General features: G+C 68.1%; 14 protein-coding genes. 7 read left to right on the top strand and 7 right to left on the bottom strand.

The features are described from left to right. Positions 1-21: 21 nt before the first annotated feature. From RD110_RS23795 to RD110_RS23775, 5 genes are all read right to left on the bottom strand, one after another. Entirely contained in the window at positions 22-1,767 is a 1,746-nt protein-coding gene (locus tag RD110_RS23795; RefSeq protein ID WP_076202659.1) for a GGDEF domain-containing protein, read from the bottom strand. A 307-nt stretch (positions 1,768-2,074) separates the two neighbouring features. Further along, the gene (locus RD110_RS23790) at positions 2,075-3,685 is read right to left on the bottom strand and encodes a rhodanese-like domain-containing protein (RefSeq protein ID WP_076202657.1); all 1,611 of its coding nucleotides are present in this window, start codon (positions 3,683-3,685) and stop codon (positions 2,075-2,077) included. Positions 3,686-3,698: 13 nt separating this feature from the next. Then, the gene (locus tag RD110_RS23785; protein ID WP_076202654.1) at positions 3,699-4,463 is read right to left on the bottom strand and encodes an alpha/beta fold hydrolase; all 765 of its coding nucleotides are present in this window, start codon (positions 4,461-4,463) and stop codon (positions 3,699-3,701) included. Positions 4,464-4,500: 37 nt separating this feature from the next. Continuing rightward, entirely contained in the window at positions 4,501-5,478 is a 978-nt protein-coding gene (locus RD110_RS23780) for a Bug family tripartite tricarboxylate transporter substrate binding protein (protein WP_076202652.1), read from the bottom strand. Further along, positions 5,475-7,697, bottom strand: coding sequence for a rhodanese-like domain-containing protein (locus tag RD110_RS23775; protein WP_076202649.1), 2,223 nt, complete (start codon positions 7,695-7,697; stop codon positions 5,475-5,477). The genes RD110_RS23780 and RD110_RS23775 overlap by 4 nt, the downstream gene beginning before the upstream one ends. A 199-nt stretch (positions 7,698-7,896) precedes the next feature. On the opposite strand from RD110_RS23775, the gene RD110_RS23770 reads away from it, so the two are divergent. Next, complete coding sequence (locus tag RD110_RS23770) at positions 7,897-8,880, top strand: tripartite tricarboxylate transporter substrate binding protein (protein ID WP_076202647.1); 984 nt, start codon at positions 7,897-7,899, stop codon at positions 8,878-8,880. On the opposite strand, the gene RD110_RS28180 is transcribed toward RD110_RS23770, so the two are convergent. Continuing rightward, positions 8,869-9,828, bottom strand: coding sequence for a LysR family transcriptional regulator (locus tag RD110_RS28180; protein WP_076202644.1), 960 nt, complete (start codon positions 9,826-9,828; stop codon positions 8,869-8,871). The genes RD110_RS23770 and RD110_RS28180 overlap by 12 nt on opposite strands. 147 nt (positions 9,829-9,975) lie before the next feature. Here RD110_RS28180 and RD110_RS23760 point away from each other — a divergent pair, with 147 nt between their 5' ends. The 6 genes from RD110_RS23760 to RD110_RS23735 all read left to right on the top strand — a co-directional run bounded on the left by RD110_RS23760 (position 9,976) and on the right by RD110_RS23735 (position 16,096). Next, on the top strand, positions 9,976-10,902 hold the full coding sequence (locus tag RD110_RS23760) for an ABC transporter permease (protein WP_083686536.1): 927 nt from the start codon (positions 9,976-9,978) through the stop codon (positions 10,900-10,902). Next, the gene (locus RD110_RS23755; RefSeq protein WP_076202639.1) at positions 10,899-11,693 is read left to right on the top strand and encodes an ABC transporter permease; all 795 of its coding nucleotides are present in this window, start codon (positions 10,899-10,901) and stop codon (positions 11,691-11,693) included. Before RD110_RS23760 ends, RD110_RS23755 begins: the two co-directional genes overlap by 4 nt. 34 nt (positions 11,694-11,727) lie before the next feature. Beyond that, positions 11,728-12,807: an ABC transporter substrate-binding protein gene (locus RD110_RS23750; RefSeq protein ID WP_076202636.1), complete on the top strand. Its 1,080-nt coding sequence runs from the start codon at positions 11,728-11,730 to the stop codon at positions 12,805-12,807. A gap of 27 nt (positions 12,808-12,834) precedes the next feature. Further along, a complete protein-coding gene (locus RD110_RS23745; protein ID WP_076202634.1) occupies positions 12,835-13,968 on the top strand; it encodes an ABC transporter ATP-binding protein in 1,134 nt (377 codons plus the stop codon). Between the two features lie 14 nt (positions 13,969-13,982). After that, positions 13,983-14,864 (top strand): 2-oxo-4-hydroxy-4-carboxy-5-ureidoimidazoline decarboxylase, encoded by an 882-nt coding sequence (gene uraD / locus RD110_RS23740; protein WP_076202631.1) that lies wholly within the window; start codon positions 13,983-13,985, stop codon positions 14,862-14,864. Positions 14,865-14,932: 68 nt separating this feature from the next. After that, entirely contained in the window at positions 14,933-16,096 is a 1,164-nt protein-coding gene (locus RD110_RS23735; RefSeq protein ID WP_076202628.1) for a glycosyltransferase family 4 protein, read from the top strand. A gap of 9 nt (positions 16,097-16,105) precedes the next feature. Here the strand turns inward: RD110_RS23735 and RD110_RS23730 are convergent, their stop codons facing one another. After that, on the bottom strand, positions 16,106-16,990 hold the full coding sequence (locus RD110_RS23730) for an alpha-1,2-fucosyltransferase (RefSeq protein WP_076202626.1): 885 nt from the start codon (positions 16,988-16,990) through the stop codon (positions 16,106-16,108). Between the last annotated feature and the right edge of the window lie 137 nt (positions 16,991-17,127).

The following is a 17,127-nucleotide window of genomic DNA, read 5'->3' as shown; positions in this document are numbered from 1 at the left end:
CCCAGGCGGCGCGGTTGCCCGTCAGTGCGCTTCGGCAGGCTCGGCCAGGATCACTTGGTTGCGCCCGGCCTGCTTGGCCCGGTACATGGCTGTGTCGGCCTGTGCCAGCAGCCGATCGAGCGCCGGGCCGTGGGTGTCCGAGGCCGCGACGCCGAGGCTGGCCGTCACGCGCACCGGCGCTTCGGTGCCGCAGTCGAAAGGTGTGGCGCCGATCAGCTCGCGCAGGCGCTCGGCCAGGCGCATGCCCTGTGCGCTGTCGCAATGGCTCAGCAGGACGACGAACTCCTCGCCGCCGAAGCGCGCCGCGAGATCGCCCAGCCGCAGCGCGGACCGCACGGCATTCGCCACCGCGATCAGGGCCTGGTCGCCGCAGGCGTGGCCCAGGGTGTCGTTGAGCTGCTTGAAGTTGTCGACATCGAGCATGACCAGCACCACGTCGAAGCCCAGCCGCTTGGCCTGGGCGAGCACGCCCTCGGCGGCGGCCAGGAACGCGCGGCGGTTCGGCAGGTGGGTGAGGAAGTCGGTGTTCGACTGTTCGCGCAATTGGGCGATCAGGCCGTCGCGTTCGCGCTCCAGCGCCTCGCGCTGCCGGGTCTGGACCTGCAGCGCGCGGGCCGCACCGATCACCGCCGCCATTTCCTCATGGGTCGACTGCAACGGCAGCGGCGCTTCGGTTCGGCTGTCGGCCAGCGCACGCAGGGCGTTGGTGGTCTGCACCAAGGGGCGCAGGATGCGCCGGTGCACCACCAGCAGCGCGAAGCCCAGCACCGCCAGCAAGGCGCCCGATGCGGTCAGCACGAGGACCAGCACCCGCATGGCGCGCCGGTGTTCGGTCTGGGCGTCCTCCCTGGCCTGCGCGAGCAGCACGTCGCGCAAACCGAGGATGGTGTTCATCTCGGGCACATACAAAGCAGCGAAGCCGGCGGGATCGAGGCCGTAGCGCCCATCGCCTTCGCCGGCGGCGATCACGCGCTCCAGCAATTGCGTCATGTTCTGGAAATAGCGCAATTCCACCGTCTGCCAGGCGTGTTGCACCGCCTGCGGCTGGCCGGATGCGCCCAGGCGGATGCCCATCAGGAAGCGCAGTTCGTCGATGCGGCCGCGGGTCTGCTCGATCAGGCGGCGCTCCAGGGGCGAGAACGGCTGCTGCCGTGCGAGCGCGGCGGTGAAATGCGAGCCCAGCAGCCCGGTGTTTTCGCGCAGTTCGCTGCACAGCCGCGCGAGCTGCACCGTATCGCCCAGCGCGGGATAGGCCTGCTGCGCCTCGGCGGCGGCCAGGCTGGTGACGGCGGACAGCCGGGGTACCACGGCCACCATGCCATAAACGGCGTCGCGAATGGCCTGCGGCGCGCGTTCGTCCCTGGTCCGTGCGACGATGCGGTCCACCTCGGCGCGTGCGCTGGCCAGTGCCGTGCCGGCGGCAGCCACGCGCGCTGCCGCGTCGCGTCTGGCGGGCGGGCCGGCATCCACGGGCAGCGCCGCCTGCAGATTCGCCAGCGCCTGGTCGGTGCGGGCCCGCGCCGCCGAGAGCGCCTGCCGCAACGCCGGGTCGTCTGCAGGCCCCCCGAGCGCGCCATTGGCGGGCCCGCGCTCGCGCGAGATCATCTCGGCGGCCACCAAGGCCAGCCGCAATTGGTCCACGGCCTGCAGACTGGCGTTCGAGGCGCCGAGCGACGACCACTCGGTGCCGACCACCCGTCCCACCAGCGCCAGGGTGGCCACCACCAACAAGGCGGCCAGGCAACCGAGCAGGCGGCTCAGCGACATGTTTCACCAGGCTGACTGGCTGGGGGTTCTTTCGAGTGCGGTTGACGGTTTCTGGTCTGGCGGATCATGGTGACGACGGCATGCACCCATTTGGCGATGCCGTCGATTGTCGGCCCTTTCCAGGGGCGCGCCGGACGTCGTTAGAGGTCAATATTGCCCACGGCATCCCGCCAGCCATTGACATTCCCCTATTGCGCGACAACCCCGCCCGTTCGCACTGAGCTTGTTGAAGTGCCTGCTTGCCGCCGCCGATGACTCCGACTGGCTCAGCCCGAACGGAGGTTTCGCACGTCTGGGGTTGGAAGCCTCAAACGGCGCGGTCATCCGGCGCCGGCAGCCGGAAACCGGCCAGTTCGTCCGGCGCGCACTGCGCGATCAGCCCGGTCTCCCAGGCCAGGTAGCGCCGTGCCGCATCGAGGTTGCCGTCGTGACGGTCGTGCACGAAGAACAGGTAGTCGATGGCATCGGCATCGCTCGGCAGGTCCGGTGTCGCCACCACGGGCAGGCCGGCGGCCAGCCACGTCGAGGGTGACACCCAGCGCACGTCGCGCCAGCCGGCTTCATGCAGGTCGATGGCGGCCAGGCGGGCGACGGCCGCCGTGGGTGCGATCAGCAGCACCGGCTGGGCCGGCTTGCCGGCCGCCTGCGCATCGGCCACGAGGCGCGGGCGCACGGACCACACTGCGCCTTGCGCATGCTGGCGCCGGTAGGCCATGGACGGCTGCAGGTCGAGCAGCAGCGGCGCCTGTCGCGCGACCCAGGCAGCGAGGGCGTCGCGATTGACCTCGGGCACGGCCGCGGCAACCGGGTGGCTTGGTGCTTCGGACAGGCGCAGCGCTGCACCGATGCCGCCTTCGACCACCGCCGTCTCGAAGCCGAGCCGGTGCAGCCAGGCCGCGACCACGGGGGCCCGCACGGCCTCGTCGTCGAGCAGCAACACCCGGCTCTGGCGCACGCCGATGGTCTGGTCGGTGGCCTGCAGCAGCTGTCCGCCTGGCGCGTGACGTGCACCGGCCAGGCTACCGGCCGCGAACTCCTCGGCGCTGCGGATGTCGAGCACATAGGTGGTGCGATCCGGCGCGTCGACCCAGGCCTGCGCCTGGGCCGCGGACAACGTGGGCACGCCGGCCTCGGCCGCCACGCGGGCTGCGGCGGCGCGGTCCTGTGCGGCGGCGCCGACCGGGCCCGTGTCGCGCCGGGTGCTGCCATGTTCCAGCTGCAGCCCCGCGAGCGCCCAGCCCTGGGTGCCGTTCTCCAGGGCCAGCACCGGGTTGGGAACGCCGAGGCTGCGCAGGATCTGCGCGCCGATGATGCTGCGCGTGCGGCCCGCGCAGTGGATCACGATCTCGGTCGTCGCGTCGGGCACCAGGGCGCGCCAGCGCAACGCAAGTTCGCCGTTGGGCACCGAAGTGGCGCCGGGAATCGCCATCTTGTGGTGTTCCTCGAAGGTGCGGCCGTCGAGCAGCACCAGCGGGGCGCCGGCCTGCTGCCGCGCAAGGAGGTCCTGCGCCGAGATGTGCGGCGTGGCAAAGGCATGCTCGACCAGTTCGCCGAAGGTCTTGCTCGGCAGGTTCACGCCCTGGAACAGGGTGTAGCCAGCCGCCGCCCAGCCGGGCGCACCGCCGGCCAGCACGAAAACCTGGCTGTAGCCCAGGGCGGCCAGCGTTGCCGCAGCCCGTTCGGCCACGCCGTTGCCGGCGTCGAGCAGCACGGTGCGGGTGGCAGTGCGGGGCACCAGCGCGGCGATGTCGATCTCGAGCCGGCTGTAGGGCAGCGGCACGGCGAAGAAAGGATGGCCCTCGCCGAACTGGCCGGCCTCGCGCACGTCGAGCAGGGCGATTTCGGCACCGTCGCTCAGCCATTCCCGGACGGTGGTGGCTGGGATGGTGGCGGCAAGGTGGGAGGGATGGCGGTCCATGGAGGGTCGATTCTCACGCGTGTTGAAGTTGGGAGGCCCGTGCCAGAAAGCTGCCGATGCCGTCGATGTAAGCCTGCCGGTTCGCAGCACCCTTCCAGTGCGGCAATACCTCGGCATGCGGTGCCAGCGCCGCAATTTCTTCGGCGATCTCCACCGGATGGTGCACGTCGTCGCCGGGCAGGACCAGCAGCGGCGTGCCGGTGCGGCGCACGAAGTCGCGGCTCACGCAGTACACGAAGTCGCTCTGGCCGAACAGATGGTGGAACAGGGCTTGCAAGCGAGCTTCGGACAAGCCGGGCTGGCGTTGTCGCAGGCCGCGTGCCCAGACCTCGAACGACTCCAGGCGCAGCGGCGCGTTGGCCGCGGTAAGGCCGATCGGCTGCTGCAGTACGGCCGAGGCCACGCGTTCGGGTGCGAGTTCGATGAGCTTCAACGCGAACGAAGTGCCGATGCAGGCACCGAGCACGTGGAAGCGGTCGATGCCGAGGTGATCCAGCACGCCCAGGTGGTCGGCGGCATAGGTGTGCCAGCCGTCGTCCGGGCCGATGTCGGCGGTGGAGCGGCCGGCGTTGCGCTGGTCGATCGCGATCACGCGGTAGTCCTGCGCGAACACGGTGGTCGGATCGGGCCAGGGCCGTGGCAGGCCTTCATGGGTGTGGCGCCACAGGCCCACATGCGAGCGAAGACCTCCTGGCGCGAGCAACAGCAGCGGGAAGCCGTTGGCTGGTCCGTAGACCTCGTAATGGATGCGGGCGTGGCGAAGTTCGGCGATGGGCATGGTTGGTCAGATGGTCGATGCGTTGGGGGTGCCCGGGTCAATCCACCCGGGCGCCGATGCTTTTGAGCAGCGGCGGGAAGCGCGCCACGTCACTCTCCAATTGCGCGACGAAGGCCTGGGTGCTGCTGCCCACGGGGTCGAACCCTTGCTTGACCAGCATGTCGCGAAACGACGGCGTGGCCAGTGCCTCCGCCGTGGCCTTCTGCCATCGGGCGACGATGGCCGGCGGCGTGCCGGCCGGTGCCAGCAGGCCGAACCAGCCAGTGTCGATGGGAACAGGCAGGCCCGCCTCGGCGATGGTCGGCACCTGCGGCGCGGTGGCGCTGCGGCGCTCCTCAACCACGGCAAGTGCGCGCAGCTTGCCGGACAGCAGATGGGCGCTGGCCGCCGGCAGGGCCACGATGGCGGCGTCCGTCTCGCCACCGAGCAGGCCGATGACCGCCGGCCCCGCGCCCTTGTACGGGATGTGCTGCATGTCGCCACCGGCGGCAGCCTGCATCTTCACCAGCGCGATGTGGTTGCCATTCCCATGGCCCGAGGTGCCGACCGAGATGCCGCGTGTCCTCGCCTGTCGCAGCAGCGCGGCCAAGTCGGGCAGTTGCTGGTCGTTGCGCACCACGATCACGGTCGGCGAGGTGGCCACGATGGTGACCGGCGCGAAGCTGCGCAGCGCGTCGTAGCGCACCTGGCCCGCATACAGCGTGGTGTTGGCGACGAGCGAGTTGCCGGTGAGCAGCAGGGTGTTGCCGTCGGGCTTTTCGCCAGCCACGAATTCGGTGGCGATGTTGCCGCCGGCCCCGGCGCGGTTCTCGACGATGAAGCTCACGCCGAGCCGCGTCCCGAGTTGCTGCGCCAGCCCGCGGCCGAGCACGTCCATTGCGCCGCCGGGCGACAGCGGCAGGACGAGCCGTACCGGGCGGCTGTCGGCGGCAAGTGCGTTGCGGTTGACGAGGGCGGCAAATGCCACGGCAGTGCCGAGGCCCAGCACCTGGCGGCGGCTTGGCAGCAGCGTCATGCCGCCGCCACCAGCCGGATACCCACGTCGCCCTCCCGTTGCAATTGCGCCACCAGGCCGATTTCCCAATCGAGGTACTGCTTGAAGCCGGCGTCGCGCAAGGCGAGATCGCTGTGGGCATAAGGGCTGTACCAATGGTCGTCGTCGCCGGTCAACACGCCCTCGGCGCCGCTGGCCGTGGGCAGCCCGGCGGCGGCCCAGGCGTCCGTGCCTCCGACAATGGTGCGCACGTCGCGTCCGCCGCGGTGGGCGAGTTCGGCGGCCACGGTGGCGGCCAGCACACCATCCGGCGAGGTGATCAGCACGGTCTGGCCCGCGGGCAGGTCGGCGGTGAATTCACGCAGCCGGTCGGGCACGGCGAAACGTGCGCCGGCGATGTGGCGGCGCTCGAAGGCGGCGCGACGGTCCACGTCGAAGACCACGGCGCGGCCGGCGTCGATCAGGCTGGCCGCCTGGATCGGCGCGATCGCCGCGGCCGGCGTGCGCGTCTGCAGCACACGCACGGGCTCGGGGCCGGTGACGAGGGTGGGCGGCACGCTGGTGGTCGCGGGTGAAAAAACGAACACCTCGTGCTGGCCGAGCTGGGCGAGCCAGGCGCCGGTGGTCAGCGCCCGCACGCCGTCCCAGTCGGCCAGCACGATGCGCGCGCGGCGCGTGGCCGCGTATTCGTCGGTGGCCTGCACCAGCTGGCCGCCTGGCGCCCAGCGCCAGCCTTCCAGGTGGCCGGCCTCGTATTCCTCGCGCGTGCGCACGTCGAAGCGGAACAGGCTGCGCTCCCCGGCTTCGGATTCGAAGCGCGCGAGCGTGGCGGCGTCGATGCGTTGCACGCCGGCGCGCGCGGCCACGGACGCGGCACGGGCGCGTGCGGCGTCGCGGGTTGCCGCTGTCGGCTCGGGCCATGTGGCGTTGCGGCCGTAAGCCAGTTCGCGGCCGGCCAGCAGCCAGGCCATGGTGCCGTCCTTCAGCGAGGCCACTTTGTTCGGAATGCCCGCGTCGATCAGCGTCTGCGCGCCGACGATGCTGCGCGTGCGGCCGGCGCAGTTGACGACCACGAAGGTCTCGGGGTCCGGCGCGATCTCGCCGATGCGGTAGACCAGCTCGGCGCCGGGCAGGCTGTGCGCGAAGGGCAGGCTGAAGGCCTTGAACTCCTCCGGCGTGCGGCTGTCGACCACCACGATGTTGTCGCCGCGCGCGATGCGTTGCTGCAGTTCCTCGGTGTCGATCCAGGGCGTGTGTTTCTCGTGCTCGATGACTTCGCCGAAGGCCTTGCTCGGCACGTTGCTGCCGCTGAAGATTTCGTAACCCGCGGCGGCCCAGGCGTCGGTGCCGCCGGCCAGCACCGAGACGTTGTGCCAGCCGAGCTTCACCAGCTTGGCGGCGGCCTGGTGCACCAGGGCTTCATCGGCATCGACGAGGACGACGCGGGTGCTGCGGCGCGGCACCAGGCGGTCGATCAGCAACTCGAGTCGCCACAGCGGCGCCGAGGCCACGAGCAGGATGTGGCGGTGCGTGAAGACGCCGGTTTCGCGCACGTCGAGCACGGCGATCTCCTCGCCATCGGCCAGCGCGGCCTTCAGTGCCTGCGGCGTGGTCAGCGGGTGTTTGATCAGCGCCGGTGGCGAGAAGGTGCGGTAAGTGCCGCCAGCCTTGCTCTCGAACACCACGCGTTCGAGCAGGCGGTCGAGCGCCAGGCCGTAGAAATGCAGGTGCAGGCCGGCCTGGCCGTCCACGAGCTCGATGGTGTGCACGTCGTCGGGGCCGAGCGTGATCGCCGCGCCGGGCGCCACGTCCACGGTGCGCAGGTGCGCCAGGCGGTCGCGTGCCGGGTCGTCGGTCTTGTGTCGGGCATACACGTCGTTGCGTTCGTTGCCGCTGATGCCCGCGATGATGGCCCAGGTGGTGTGGTCGTGCGGCGGCTGGGCCTTGCCCGCCAGGCCGGCCGACACGTACAGCGCGTAGTGGCCGTGCACGTCTTCGGCCAGGCGGTAGACCTGGGCGGGATGGTCGGCGTCGACCGGGAAATGCGCTGGCGGGAACAGGTCGGTGCGCAGGCCCAGGTGCACGAGCGCATCGGCCACGGCGCGCAATTGTTCGGCGCTGGCATGGCGCGGATCCGGCAGCAGTCGGTGGGCGGTGTTGAGGAAAGCGCCGACGGCGCCGGCGCGGCGGCTGGCGACATCGCTGCCGCTGAAATCGAGGGGAACGACGGTCTGGGTCATGTTGGGCGGTCCGAATGGGGTGCGAAGCTGCAAAGGGCTGCCTAGCCTAGGGCGGCGCCGCGCCGATCGCAACGAAGCAAAACGAGGATGCTTATGCGCTTCGGCACAAAACGCATATCGATAGGCGCTTTCCTTCGTTCACGCGGGGTGCATGCCTGCCTAGAGTCGACCGATCCTTTGATCGCTTCTATTGCCTCCCATGCACAAACGTTTCTTCCTCCGCGCCATCGCCGCCACACTGGCGGCCATCGGCCTGCACATCCCCTTGGCCCAGGCCGGCGAGGCCGACAACTTCCCGAGCAAGACCGTGCGCATCGTCGTGCCGGTGGCCGCCGGCGGCAGTGCCGACAAACTCACCCGCACGCTGGCCGATAAGTTGAGCCAGCTCTGGGGCCAGGCCGTGGTGGTGGAGAACGTGGCCGGCGCGAGCGGCACCATCGGCGCGGCCAAGGTGGCCAAGGCGCCGGCCGACGGCTACACGCTGCTGCAGCAGGGCGAAGGCCTGACGCTCAACGCCATCCTGTTCCCCGAGCTGCCGTACGACAGCCGAGCCTTCGCGCCCGTGATCAAGGCCGTGGTGAATCCGCAGATCCTGGTCGTGAACCCAGGCACCGGCATCCGCACCTTTGCCGAATACCTCGCGCGCGCCAAGGCAAAGCCCGACAGCATCAGCCTGGGCCTGCCGGGGAACGGCGGCATCGCCCATGTGGCGCACGAGATCATCACGCAGGAGACGGGCGCCAAGGTCAACTACATCCCTTACGCCGGCGGCGGCCCGGCCACGCTCGATGTGCTCGGCGGTCATACCAATGCCACGCTGATCACGCTGGCGGCGGTGACGGAATACGTGCGCTCGGGCAAACTCGTGGCGCTGGCCGTGACCACGCCCTACCGCTCGCCCGCGCTGCCCGACGTGCCGACCATGGCCGAAGCCGGCCTGCCCGGCTTCTCGGTGGAAAGCTGGCAGGGCTACTTCACGCCGGCCGGCACGCCGCAGCCCATCGTCGACAAGATCAACCGCGACATCCAGACCGTGCTGAAGGCGCCCGACGTGCGCGCCAAGCTCGAGGACATGGGCTTCAAGGTGGCGGGTGGCCCGCCGGCCGAGCTGGCGGCGAGCCTGCAGACGGAACGGCCCAAATACGCGCTCGCGATCAAGACAGCCGGGATTTCACTGCGCTGAATCCGGCGCCGCTTCCACCGGCCGGCAGGCGCGCACGGCCGTGAGGTAGTGCTCGATGTGCGCCGTGAGCACGCCGGCCACGATCTTCACGATGGCCGGCAGCGGCTTGCTCGCGTCGATGGCGATGCTCACCGTCTGCGGCTCGGCGCCCTTGTCGCGCACGGGCAGGAAACGCAGCGAGCCATCGATGATCTCCGGCGCGGCGTCGAGTTCCGAGGTGAAGGCCAGGTAGCGCCCGCTCTTGGCCAGGCTCTTCACCAGCTGCAATGAGTTCGTCTCCACGCGGTTCTGCGTGCCGGTGAACAGCCAGCTGTAGCGCGACTCCAGGTAGCGCCGGATCGGCAGCGTCTTGCTCTGCAGCGCGATGGCGTGGTTGCTCGCTTCCTGCAGGCTGGTGGTCGTGGCCCGCGCCAGCGGATGGCTCGGCGCGACGATGCAGCCGAAGGGCAGCTCGGCGGTCCACAGCGTGTGCAACTGGCGCTGCGGCGTGAGGTTGAACACGGCGGCGAGTTGGATCGTGCCATCGAGCAACGCCGCTACGGCGTCGTCGGTGCTACCGGTGTCGATGGACAGCGAGATGCGTGGATGGTCCACCGCCACCGTTTCCACCAACCGCGGCAGGATGGTGCTCACATGGCTGTCCATGGCCATCACGCGCACATGGCCCTGGTGGATGCCCTGCATCTGGCGGATGTCGGCGGCGGCGCGGCGTTCGTCGTCGCGCCAGCGGTGGGCCAGCGTGACGATGGTGTCGCCCGACGGCGTGAGCCGCATGCCGCGCGGCATGCGCTCGAACAGCGGCACGCCGAGCTCGGCCTCCAGTTCCAGGATCTGCCGGTTGATGGCCGAGGCGGCCACGTGCAGCTCGCGCGCGGCCTTCTGGATCGAGCCGGAACGTGCGACCTGATCGACATAACGCAACACGACAGGAAGGAGAGAACCACGCATCGTTGTTCCTTGCGTACTGATTTTGCGTATGCATTGTTGCCTAAATGGTGCTAGACGGCAATGGTTGCGGCTCCTACGATTCGGCCCATGCAGCACCGTTTCATCCAGCGATGACCGGTGCCTTCCCCCGAAAAAGGACACCGGCCCATGGCAATCTCTTCCTCCGAAACGCTGGCGTTGCCGCCCTTGCAGGCGCGCCGCGGCCTGCAGGCGCCGCCCTGGCTGCCGGGCATGTGGCTGATGGCGCCCACCGTACTGTTCCTGCTGGTGTGTTTCCTCTACCCGGTGCTGCATGTCATGACGCTCAGCGTCACCGCGCAGACGGTGGACGGCGCCAACGTGGACGGCTGGACACTCGCCAACTACACGCGGCTGTTCTCGGTCGACCTGTACCTGCGCATCCTGCTGCGCACGCTACGCATCGCCGCCCTGGCCTGTGTCTGCTGTGTGGTGCTGGCCTATCCGCTGGCGCTGGGCATCGCGCGCGGCACGCCGCTGATGGCGCGGCTGGTGACGGTGGCGGTGGTGGCGCCGCTGCTGGTCAACGTGGTGGTTCGGGCCTACGGCTGGTCGGCCATCCTGAGCCGCAACGGCGCGCTCAACCAGGTCATCAAGGGTCTTGGCATCGCCGACAACCCCGGCCAGTTGCTCTACACCGAATGGGCGGTGCTGATCGCCTGCGTGCACGTCTACCTGCCGTTCATGGTGATGCCGCTGGCCCAGGCCATCAGCCGCATCGACCGCTCGGTGGAAGAGGCGGCGCGCATCGCCGGCGCCACGCGGCTGCAGACTTTCTGGCGCGTGGTGTTCCCGTTGAGCCTGCCCGGGCTGTCGGTCGGCGTGTCGCTGGTGTTCTCGCTGAGCGCCGCCGCCTATGTGATGCCGCAGATCCTCGGCGGCAATTTTTCGCCGCTGCTGGGCACGCTGATCGAGCAGCAGATCGTCTCGCTCAGCGACTGGCCCTTCGCCGCGGCCATCGCCTGCCTGCTCATCGTGGTGGTGCTGGCTTCCAACATCGTCTTTCTTCGATTCTTCAACCGGCGTTTCGCACGCTGGACGGCAGGTGCACGATGAACCACACGATCAATCCCTGGCTGCGCGGCGTGATCGTGCTGATCCTGCTGGCCAGCATGATGCCCCTGGTCGTGCCGATGATGATGGCCGTGTCGGACACGCCCAACATCGTGTTCCCGCCTCGTGGCTTCACGCTGAAGTGGTTCTCCAAGGTGCTGCACACCGAGGAGGCGCAGGCGAGTTTCCTGTTCTCGCTGAAGCTCGCGGGCGTGGTCACGCTGGTCTCGCTGGCGCTGGGCATTCCGGCCGCCGCCGGCCTGGTGCGTTTCAGGGTGCCGGGCAAGGGCGCGATCGTCGGCCTGGTGCTGTCGCCGCTGGTGGTGCCACTGATCGTCACCGGCGTGGCGTTGCTGCAGGTGTTCTCGATGCTCGGCTCGCATGCCACCTTCCTGCAACTCGTCATCGGCCATACGGTGGTCTGCCTGCCGTACGTGGTGCGGTCGGTCACGTCCAGCTTCATGCTGGTCAACGCCAGCCTGGAAGACGCGGCCTCGGTGCTCGGCGCCTCGCCGGCCGTGGTCGCACGCAAAGTGATCTGGCCGCAGGTGCGCCCCGGCGTGCTGGCCGGCGGGGTGTTCGCCTTCATCGTGTCCTTCGACGACTACCCGATCTCGATGTGGCTGGCCGATGGCAACCACTTTCCGATTCCGCTTTACCTCGACAGCCAGATCCAGTTGTCATTCGACCCTTCGATCGCGGCCATCTCGACGCTGATGATCTTTTTCGCATTGCTGCTGGTGCTGGTCATCGAGAAGGTCTTCGGCATCAGCATCGCCCGGCTTGCCACCTGACTCCCACTTTTTTCATTCTTACCCAGGAACCACCATGAACGCTCCCCAAGCCTCACGCCGCAACTTCAACAAACTCGTGCTCGGCGCCGCCGCTGGCGTGGCCGCGCCAATGGGTTTCGTGCGCAACGCATGGGCACAGAACAAGCAGATCAACGTCGGCATCTGGGGCGGCGCCCAGGGCGAGTTCGTCAAGACCAAGATCATCCCGAAGTTCGAGTCCGACTTCGGCTGCAAGGTGGTGGCCGAGGAAGGCTTCACGCTGGCCAACGTGCAGAAGATGCGCGCCACCAAGGCCAATCCGAAGTTCTCGGTGATGTTCATCGACGACGTGGCCATTCCGATCTGCCGCGCCGAAGACCTGATCGCCCAGCTGCCCAAAGCCAACATGCCCGCCATGAGCAAGCTGTATCCGCGCTTCGGCTACGACGGCTTCGGCACCGCCGTGGGCATCTCGGTGGCCAGCCTGTTCCACAACACCAGCGTGAAGCCGCCAGCCAGCTATGCCGAACTGTGGGATCCGAAGTACGCCGGCAAGATCAAGCTCGTCACGCCGAAGAACACGCCCTCGGTGTTCTTCATGATCGTGGCTGCCGCCGTGAAGACCGGCAAGCCGTTCCAGCAGGCGCAGTACGAGATCGACAACGCCTTCGACAAGATCGCCGCCCTGAAGCCCAACGTGCAGAACATCTTCGACAACGGCCCGCAGGCCGCCAATGAGATCGCCCAGGGCCAGGCCGACATCGGCTTCATGGACCTGTCCAAGTACATCTACCCGGCCACGGCCAGGGGCGTGCCGGTCACCATGTCCTTCCCCAAGGAAGGCAGCTTCGCCGGCGTGAACTGCCAGGTGCTGGTGAAGAACGGCCCGAACCAGGACGTGGCCGTGGCCTTCATGAACCGCATGCTGGAGCCGGCGGTGCAGAAGGCGCTGTCGGAATTTGCGTTCACCGCGCCGTCGGTCTCAGGCATCGAGTTCTCGGCCGAAACGCTGAAGTACCTGGCCTACCCGGTGGAAGAAATGGACAAGCGCGGCCTGTTCATTCCCGACTGGACGCACATCAATGCCAACCGTTCGCGCTGGACGGAAAAGATGAACCAGATCTTCTCGGTCTGATGCGCCGAACCCGACGAGGACCGCCCCATGACTGAAGCAAACTCAACGCTGGCCACACCTCTGGCCGTCAGCGGCGCCAGCGTGCGGCTGGACAAGGTCAGCCGCATCTACGGCGACGGCCCGCCGGCGGTCGATGCCATCGACCTGGAAGTGCATGGCGGCGAGATCCTCGCACTGCTCGGGCCTTCGGGCTGCGGCAAGACCACGACGCTGCGCATGATCGCCGGCCTGGTCACGCCGTCGATGGGCGAGATCCGCATCGACGGCCAACTGGTCAACGACGTGCCGGTGCACAAGCGCAACCTGGGCATGCTGTTCCAGAACTATGCGCTGTTCCCGCACCTGAGCGTGCGCGACAACGTGGCCTTCGGCCTGCAGATGCGCGACGTGCCCAAGACCGAAGCGCTGGCGCGCAGCATGGAGGCCCTGCGCCTGGTGCGGCTCGACGCCTATGCCGACCGGCTGCCGGCCGCGTTGTCGGGCGGCCAGCAGCAGCGCGTGGCGCTGGCGCGCGCCATCGTCTACCGGCCGCGCCTGCTGCTGCTCGACGAGCCCTTCGGCGCGCTCGACAAGAAGCTGCGCGAGGCCATGCAGATGGAGTTGCGCCAGCTGTGCAACCAGCTCGGCTTGACCACGCTGCTGGTCACGCACGACCAGGAAGAAGCCTTGATCCTGGCCGACCGCATCGCCGTGATGCGTGGCGGGCGCATCGAGCAGATCGGTGCCTCGCGCGAGATCTACGACCAGCCGCGCAGCACGTTCGTGGCCGACTTCATCGGCACCTCGAACTTCGTGCAGGCCCGGGTGCATGCGCGCGCGGGCGACGAGACCTCGCTGCAGGTGGACGGCGGCGGCGTGTGGCAATCTTCGGTGGCGCACGATTTCAAGGAGGGCCAGACCGTGACCGTGGCCGTGCGGCCGGAGAACATCCGCCTCCTGCCGACCGCCGACGCACGGCCCGCGGGCAACGGCGTGAGCGGCCTGGTGACGCAATCGGTCTTCAAGGGGCAGAACCTCGCCGTGTGGATCAAGCTGCCCGACGGCAAGGACTTCGTCTGCACCATGCCGGTCGAGGAAATCGGCGTGGCCACGCCGCGCCCCGGCGAGACCTGGCACGCCGTGTGGCCGGCCAACCGCACGCTGATCGTGCAAAGCGCATGAGTGGTCCACAGACAATGACTACGCTGGCCGAACTCAACCAGTGTGACGAGGACGCCTTCGTCGCCAGCCTGGGCAGCGTGTTCGAACATTCGCCGTGGGTGGCGCGGGCCGTGGCTGGCCAGCGGCCTTTCGCCAGTGCGCAGGCATTGCATGACGCGATGCTCGGCGTCATCCGCGCGCAACCTGCGCAGCAACTGGCGGAGTTCCTGTCGGTGCATCCGGAACTCGCCGGCAGCCAGGCCCGCGCCGGCACCATGACGGCGGACTCGATCAGCGAGCAGGGCGCCTTGGCGCTCGACAACCTCGGCAACGCCGAGAACGGCCGGTGGGATGCACTCAATACCGCGTACCGCCGCAAGTTCGGTTTCCCGTTCATCCTGTGCGTGCGGCGCCACACCCGGGCCTCGGCGCTGCGCCGCTTCGAGGCCCGGCTGCACAACGAGCCGGCGGCGGAGATGCGCGCCGCGGTCGACGAGATCGCGCTCGTCTCGCGCCTGCGGCTGGCCGCCCGCATCGCCGACCACGGGATGCCGCAGCTCCACGGGCAGTTGACGATCCAGGTGCTCGACGGCACCCGCGACCGGCCGGCGGCCGAGATGCATGTCGAACTCGCCGAGGTCGGGCCGGACGGACGCCGCAGCCTGCTGCGCTCCACCACCACCGGCCACGACGGCGGCACGCGCGAGCCCCTGCTCGGCGGCCAGCCGCTGCGGATCGGGCAGTATGAGTTGTGTTTCCACGTCGGCGACTATTTCCGCGGGCGAGGCGAAGCCGGCGCGCCGGTGCTCGACGTGGTGCCGGTCGCGTTCACGCTGCAGGAGGCGGAGCGCCATTACCACGTGCCGCTCGAGGTGAGCCCGTCGGCGTACAGGGCGAAGGTGGTGGCCGCGGATTGAAATACTTTTGGGATGTCGCGTGTCTGCGTTATCTTCGGGCCCAAGACCCATCGACCGTGACTTGCACCGTGAAAATCCTCTACGACCACCAGATCTTCGAACAACAAAAATTCGGCGGCATCTCGCGCTACTTCTGCGAGCTCTTCAACGGCCTGGAGCGCGCCGGCGACGTGGCCGTGGACCTGAGCCTGGGCTATGCCACCAACGAATACCTGAAAGCCACGCGTTTCGGCACCGGCGCCAGGCCCGACCCGGGGGCGTACGAGACCTTCATGGGGGGGCGCGAGTTCAAGGGCAAATGGCACCTGTACGCCGCGCGCAACCGCCTGTTCAAGCCGATCGATGCGCGCGAGGCGAACAAGCAGGTGTCGATCGAGGTGCTGAAGCGGCAGGACTTCGACGTCTTCCATCCCACCTACTACGACGACTACTTTCTGCCCTACCTGGGTGGCAAGAAGTTCGTGCTGACCGTGTACGACATGATCCACGAGCTGTACCCCGAGTACTTCAACCTCGCGGACCGAACGGCCGAACGCAAGCGCATCCTCGCGCAGAAGGCGCACAAGATCATCGCCATCTCCGAGTGCACCAAGCGCGACCTGATCGATTTCTACGGCATACCCGAAGAAAAGGTCGAGGTCGTGTACCTGGCCAACTCGCTGGATACCCGCGCCGCCCCGGCCTCACGTGCGCTCAAGCTGCCCGAGCGTTACGTGCTGTTCGTCGGCGCCCGTGCGGGCTACAAGAACTTCTATTTCTTCGCCAACGCGATGCGCAGCCTGCTTGATGCCGACCCCTCGCTGCACATCGTCTGCACCGGCAGCGAGTTCACCAAGAACGAGCTGGCCTTCATCCGCATCCAGGGCCTGGCCGAGCGTGTGCACCACCATTCGGTGAGCGACGTCGAGCTGCAGAAGCTGTACCAGCAGGCATTGGTCTTCGTGTTTCCTTCGTTGTACGAAGGCTTCGGCCTGCCGATCCTCGAGGCTTTCAGCAATGCCTGCCCCACCGTGCTCGGCCGCGCCGGCTCGCTGCCCGAAATCGGCGGCGACGGCGCGCTGTACTTCGAGCCCAAGGATCCGAAGTCGCTGCACGCGGCAATGGCCGAAGCGCTGTACAACCCGGCGCGGCGCGCTGAATTGGTGGAGCGGGGCAAGGCGCGCTTGGTCCAGTATGCGTGGACGCGCACCTGCGAAGAGACCGAGGCGATCTACCGCGGCCTGCTGGCCTGAAGACGATGGCTACTTGCGGTCGAACGAGCCTTTGGTGATCTCGATCGCGCGCCGCAGCTTGTGCACGAGCTTCTTCTCGCGCGTGAAGATGAAGTGGTGGTCGCGCAATCCGCGCAGCGCCTTGATCTTCGGCCACTCGGGCGGCCAGAATTCCTTGTTGTTCAAGGGCGATCCCGGCCGGAACAGGCCTTCGGCCGGCGCGATGATGGTCTTGTCGGGATAAGCGTTGAGCCATGCGCCCCACCAGCTGTAGGTGGAGGGTGAGCAGATGAAGTCGCGGCACAGCGTCTGGAGGTAAAGGTCTTCGTGCGCCGCGTTGTCCTCGATGAAGACGAGCGGGCGGCCCAGGTCCTTCAGGATCGCCCGCGCGCCGGCGATGTCGTCGGAGAACACGATGACGTTCTGTTTGTGCGGCACGCGCTCCACGGCCTTGCGGTAGTAGTCGGGCGTGGCCACATAGAAGAAATTGGCGAAGGTGGTGACGAAGTCGCCCAGGCGCAGGTGCAGGCCGACGCTGTTGGCGAAATCCAGGCTGGCGTATTTCTGCGCCACCGCGGCCACCGGCTCGGGTTTGAATCGGAACCACTGCTTCACGCTGCGTTCGTCGAAGTACTTCGGCGTCTGGAAATAGCCCTGCATCTCGGTCTCGTCGACGATCTGCAACGCATGGGGATTGAATCCGGTGTTGGCATACGGTTCGACAAACCGGTGCTTCATCGGCTCGCAGGTGGTCGCGCGTTCAGAGGCATCGTTCAGCTCGAAGATCTCATCGCCTTGCCAGGGCGGGCAATAAAACGGCACGCCCAGCCGGCGCGCCGTGGTCCGCAGGAAAGCGTACTGGAACAGTTGGTTGCCCAGGCGGCCGAGCGTTCCGAGTTTGGAGAAAGCAATCATCTGTTCGTGTCGTGCAATGCCGTAGCGGCCTGGGAGGGCGGATGCCGGGGAGAAAGCCAAAGGCAAAGTATCCGCGATGCGCAAATGCATTGTCCAGAAATTTGCCGCAGGGGCTTTCGGTGTCCATGTCCTACGGG

This window comes from Rhodoferax koreense, from assembly GCF_001955695.1.
Lineage (GTDB): Bacteria > Pseudomonadota > Gammaproteobacteria > Burkholderiales > Burkholderiaceae_C > Rhodoferax_B > Rhodoferax_B koreensis.
This window is presented reverse-complemented; position numbering and strand designations above follow the sequence as displayed.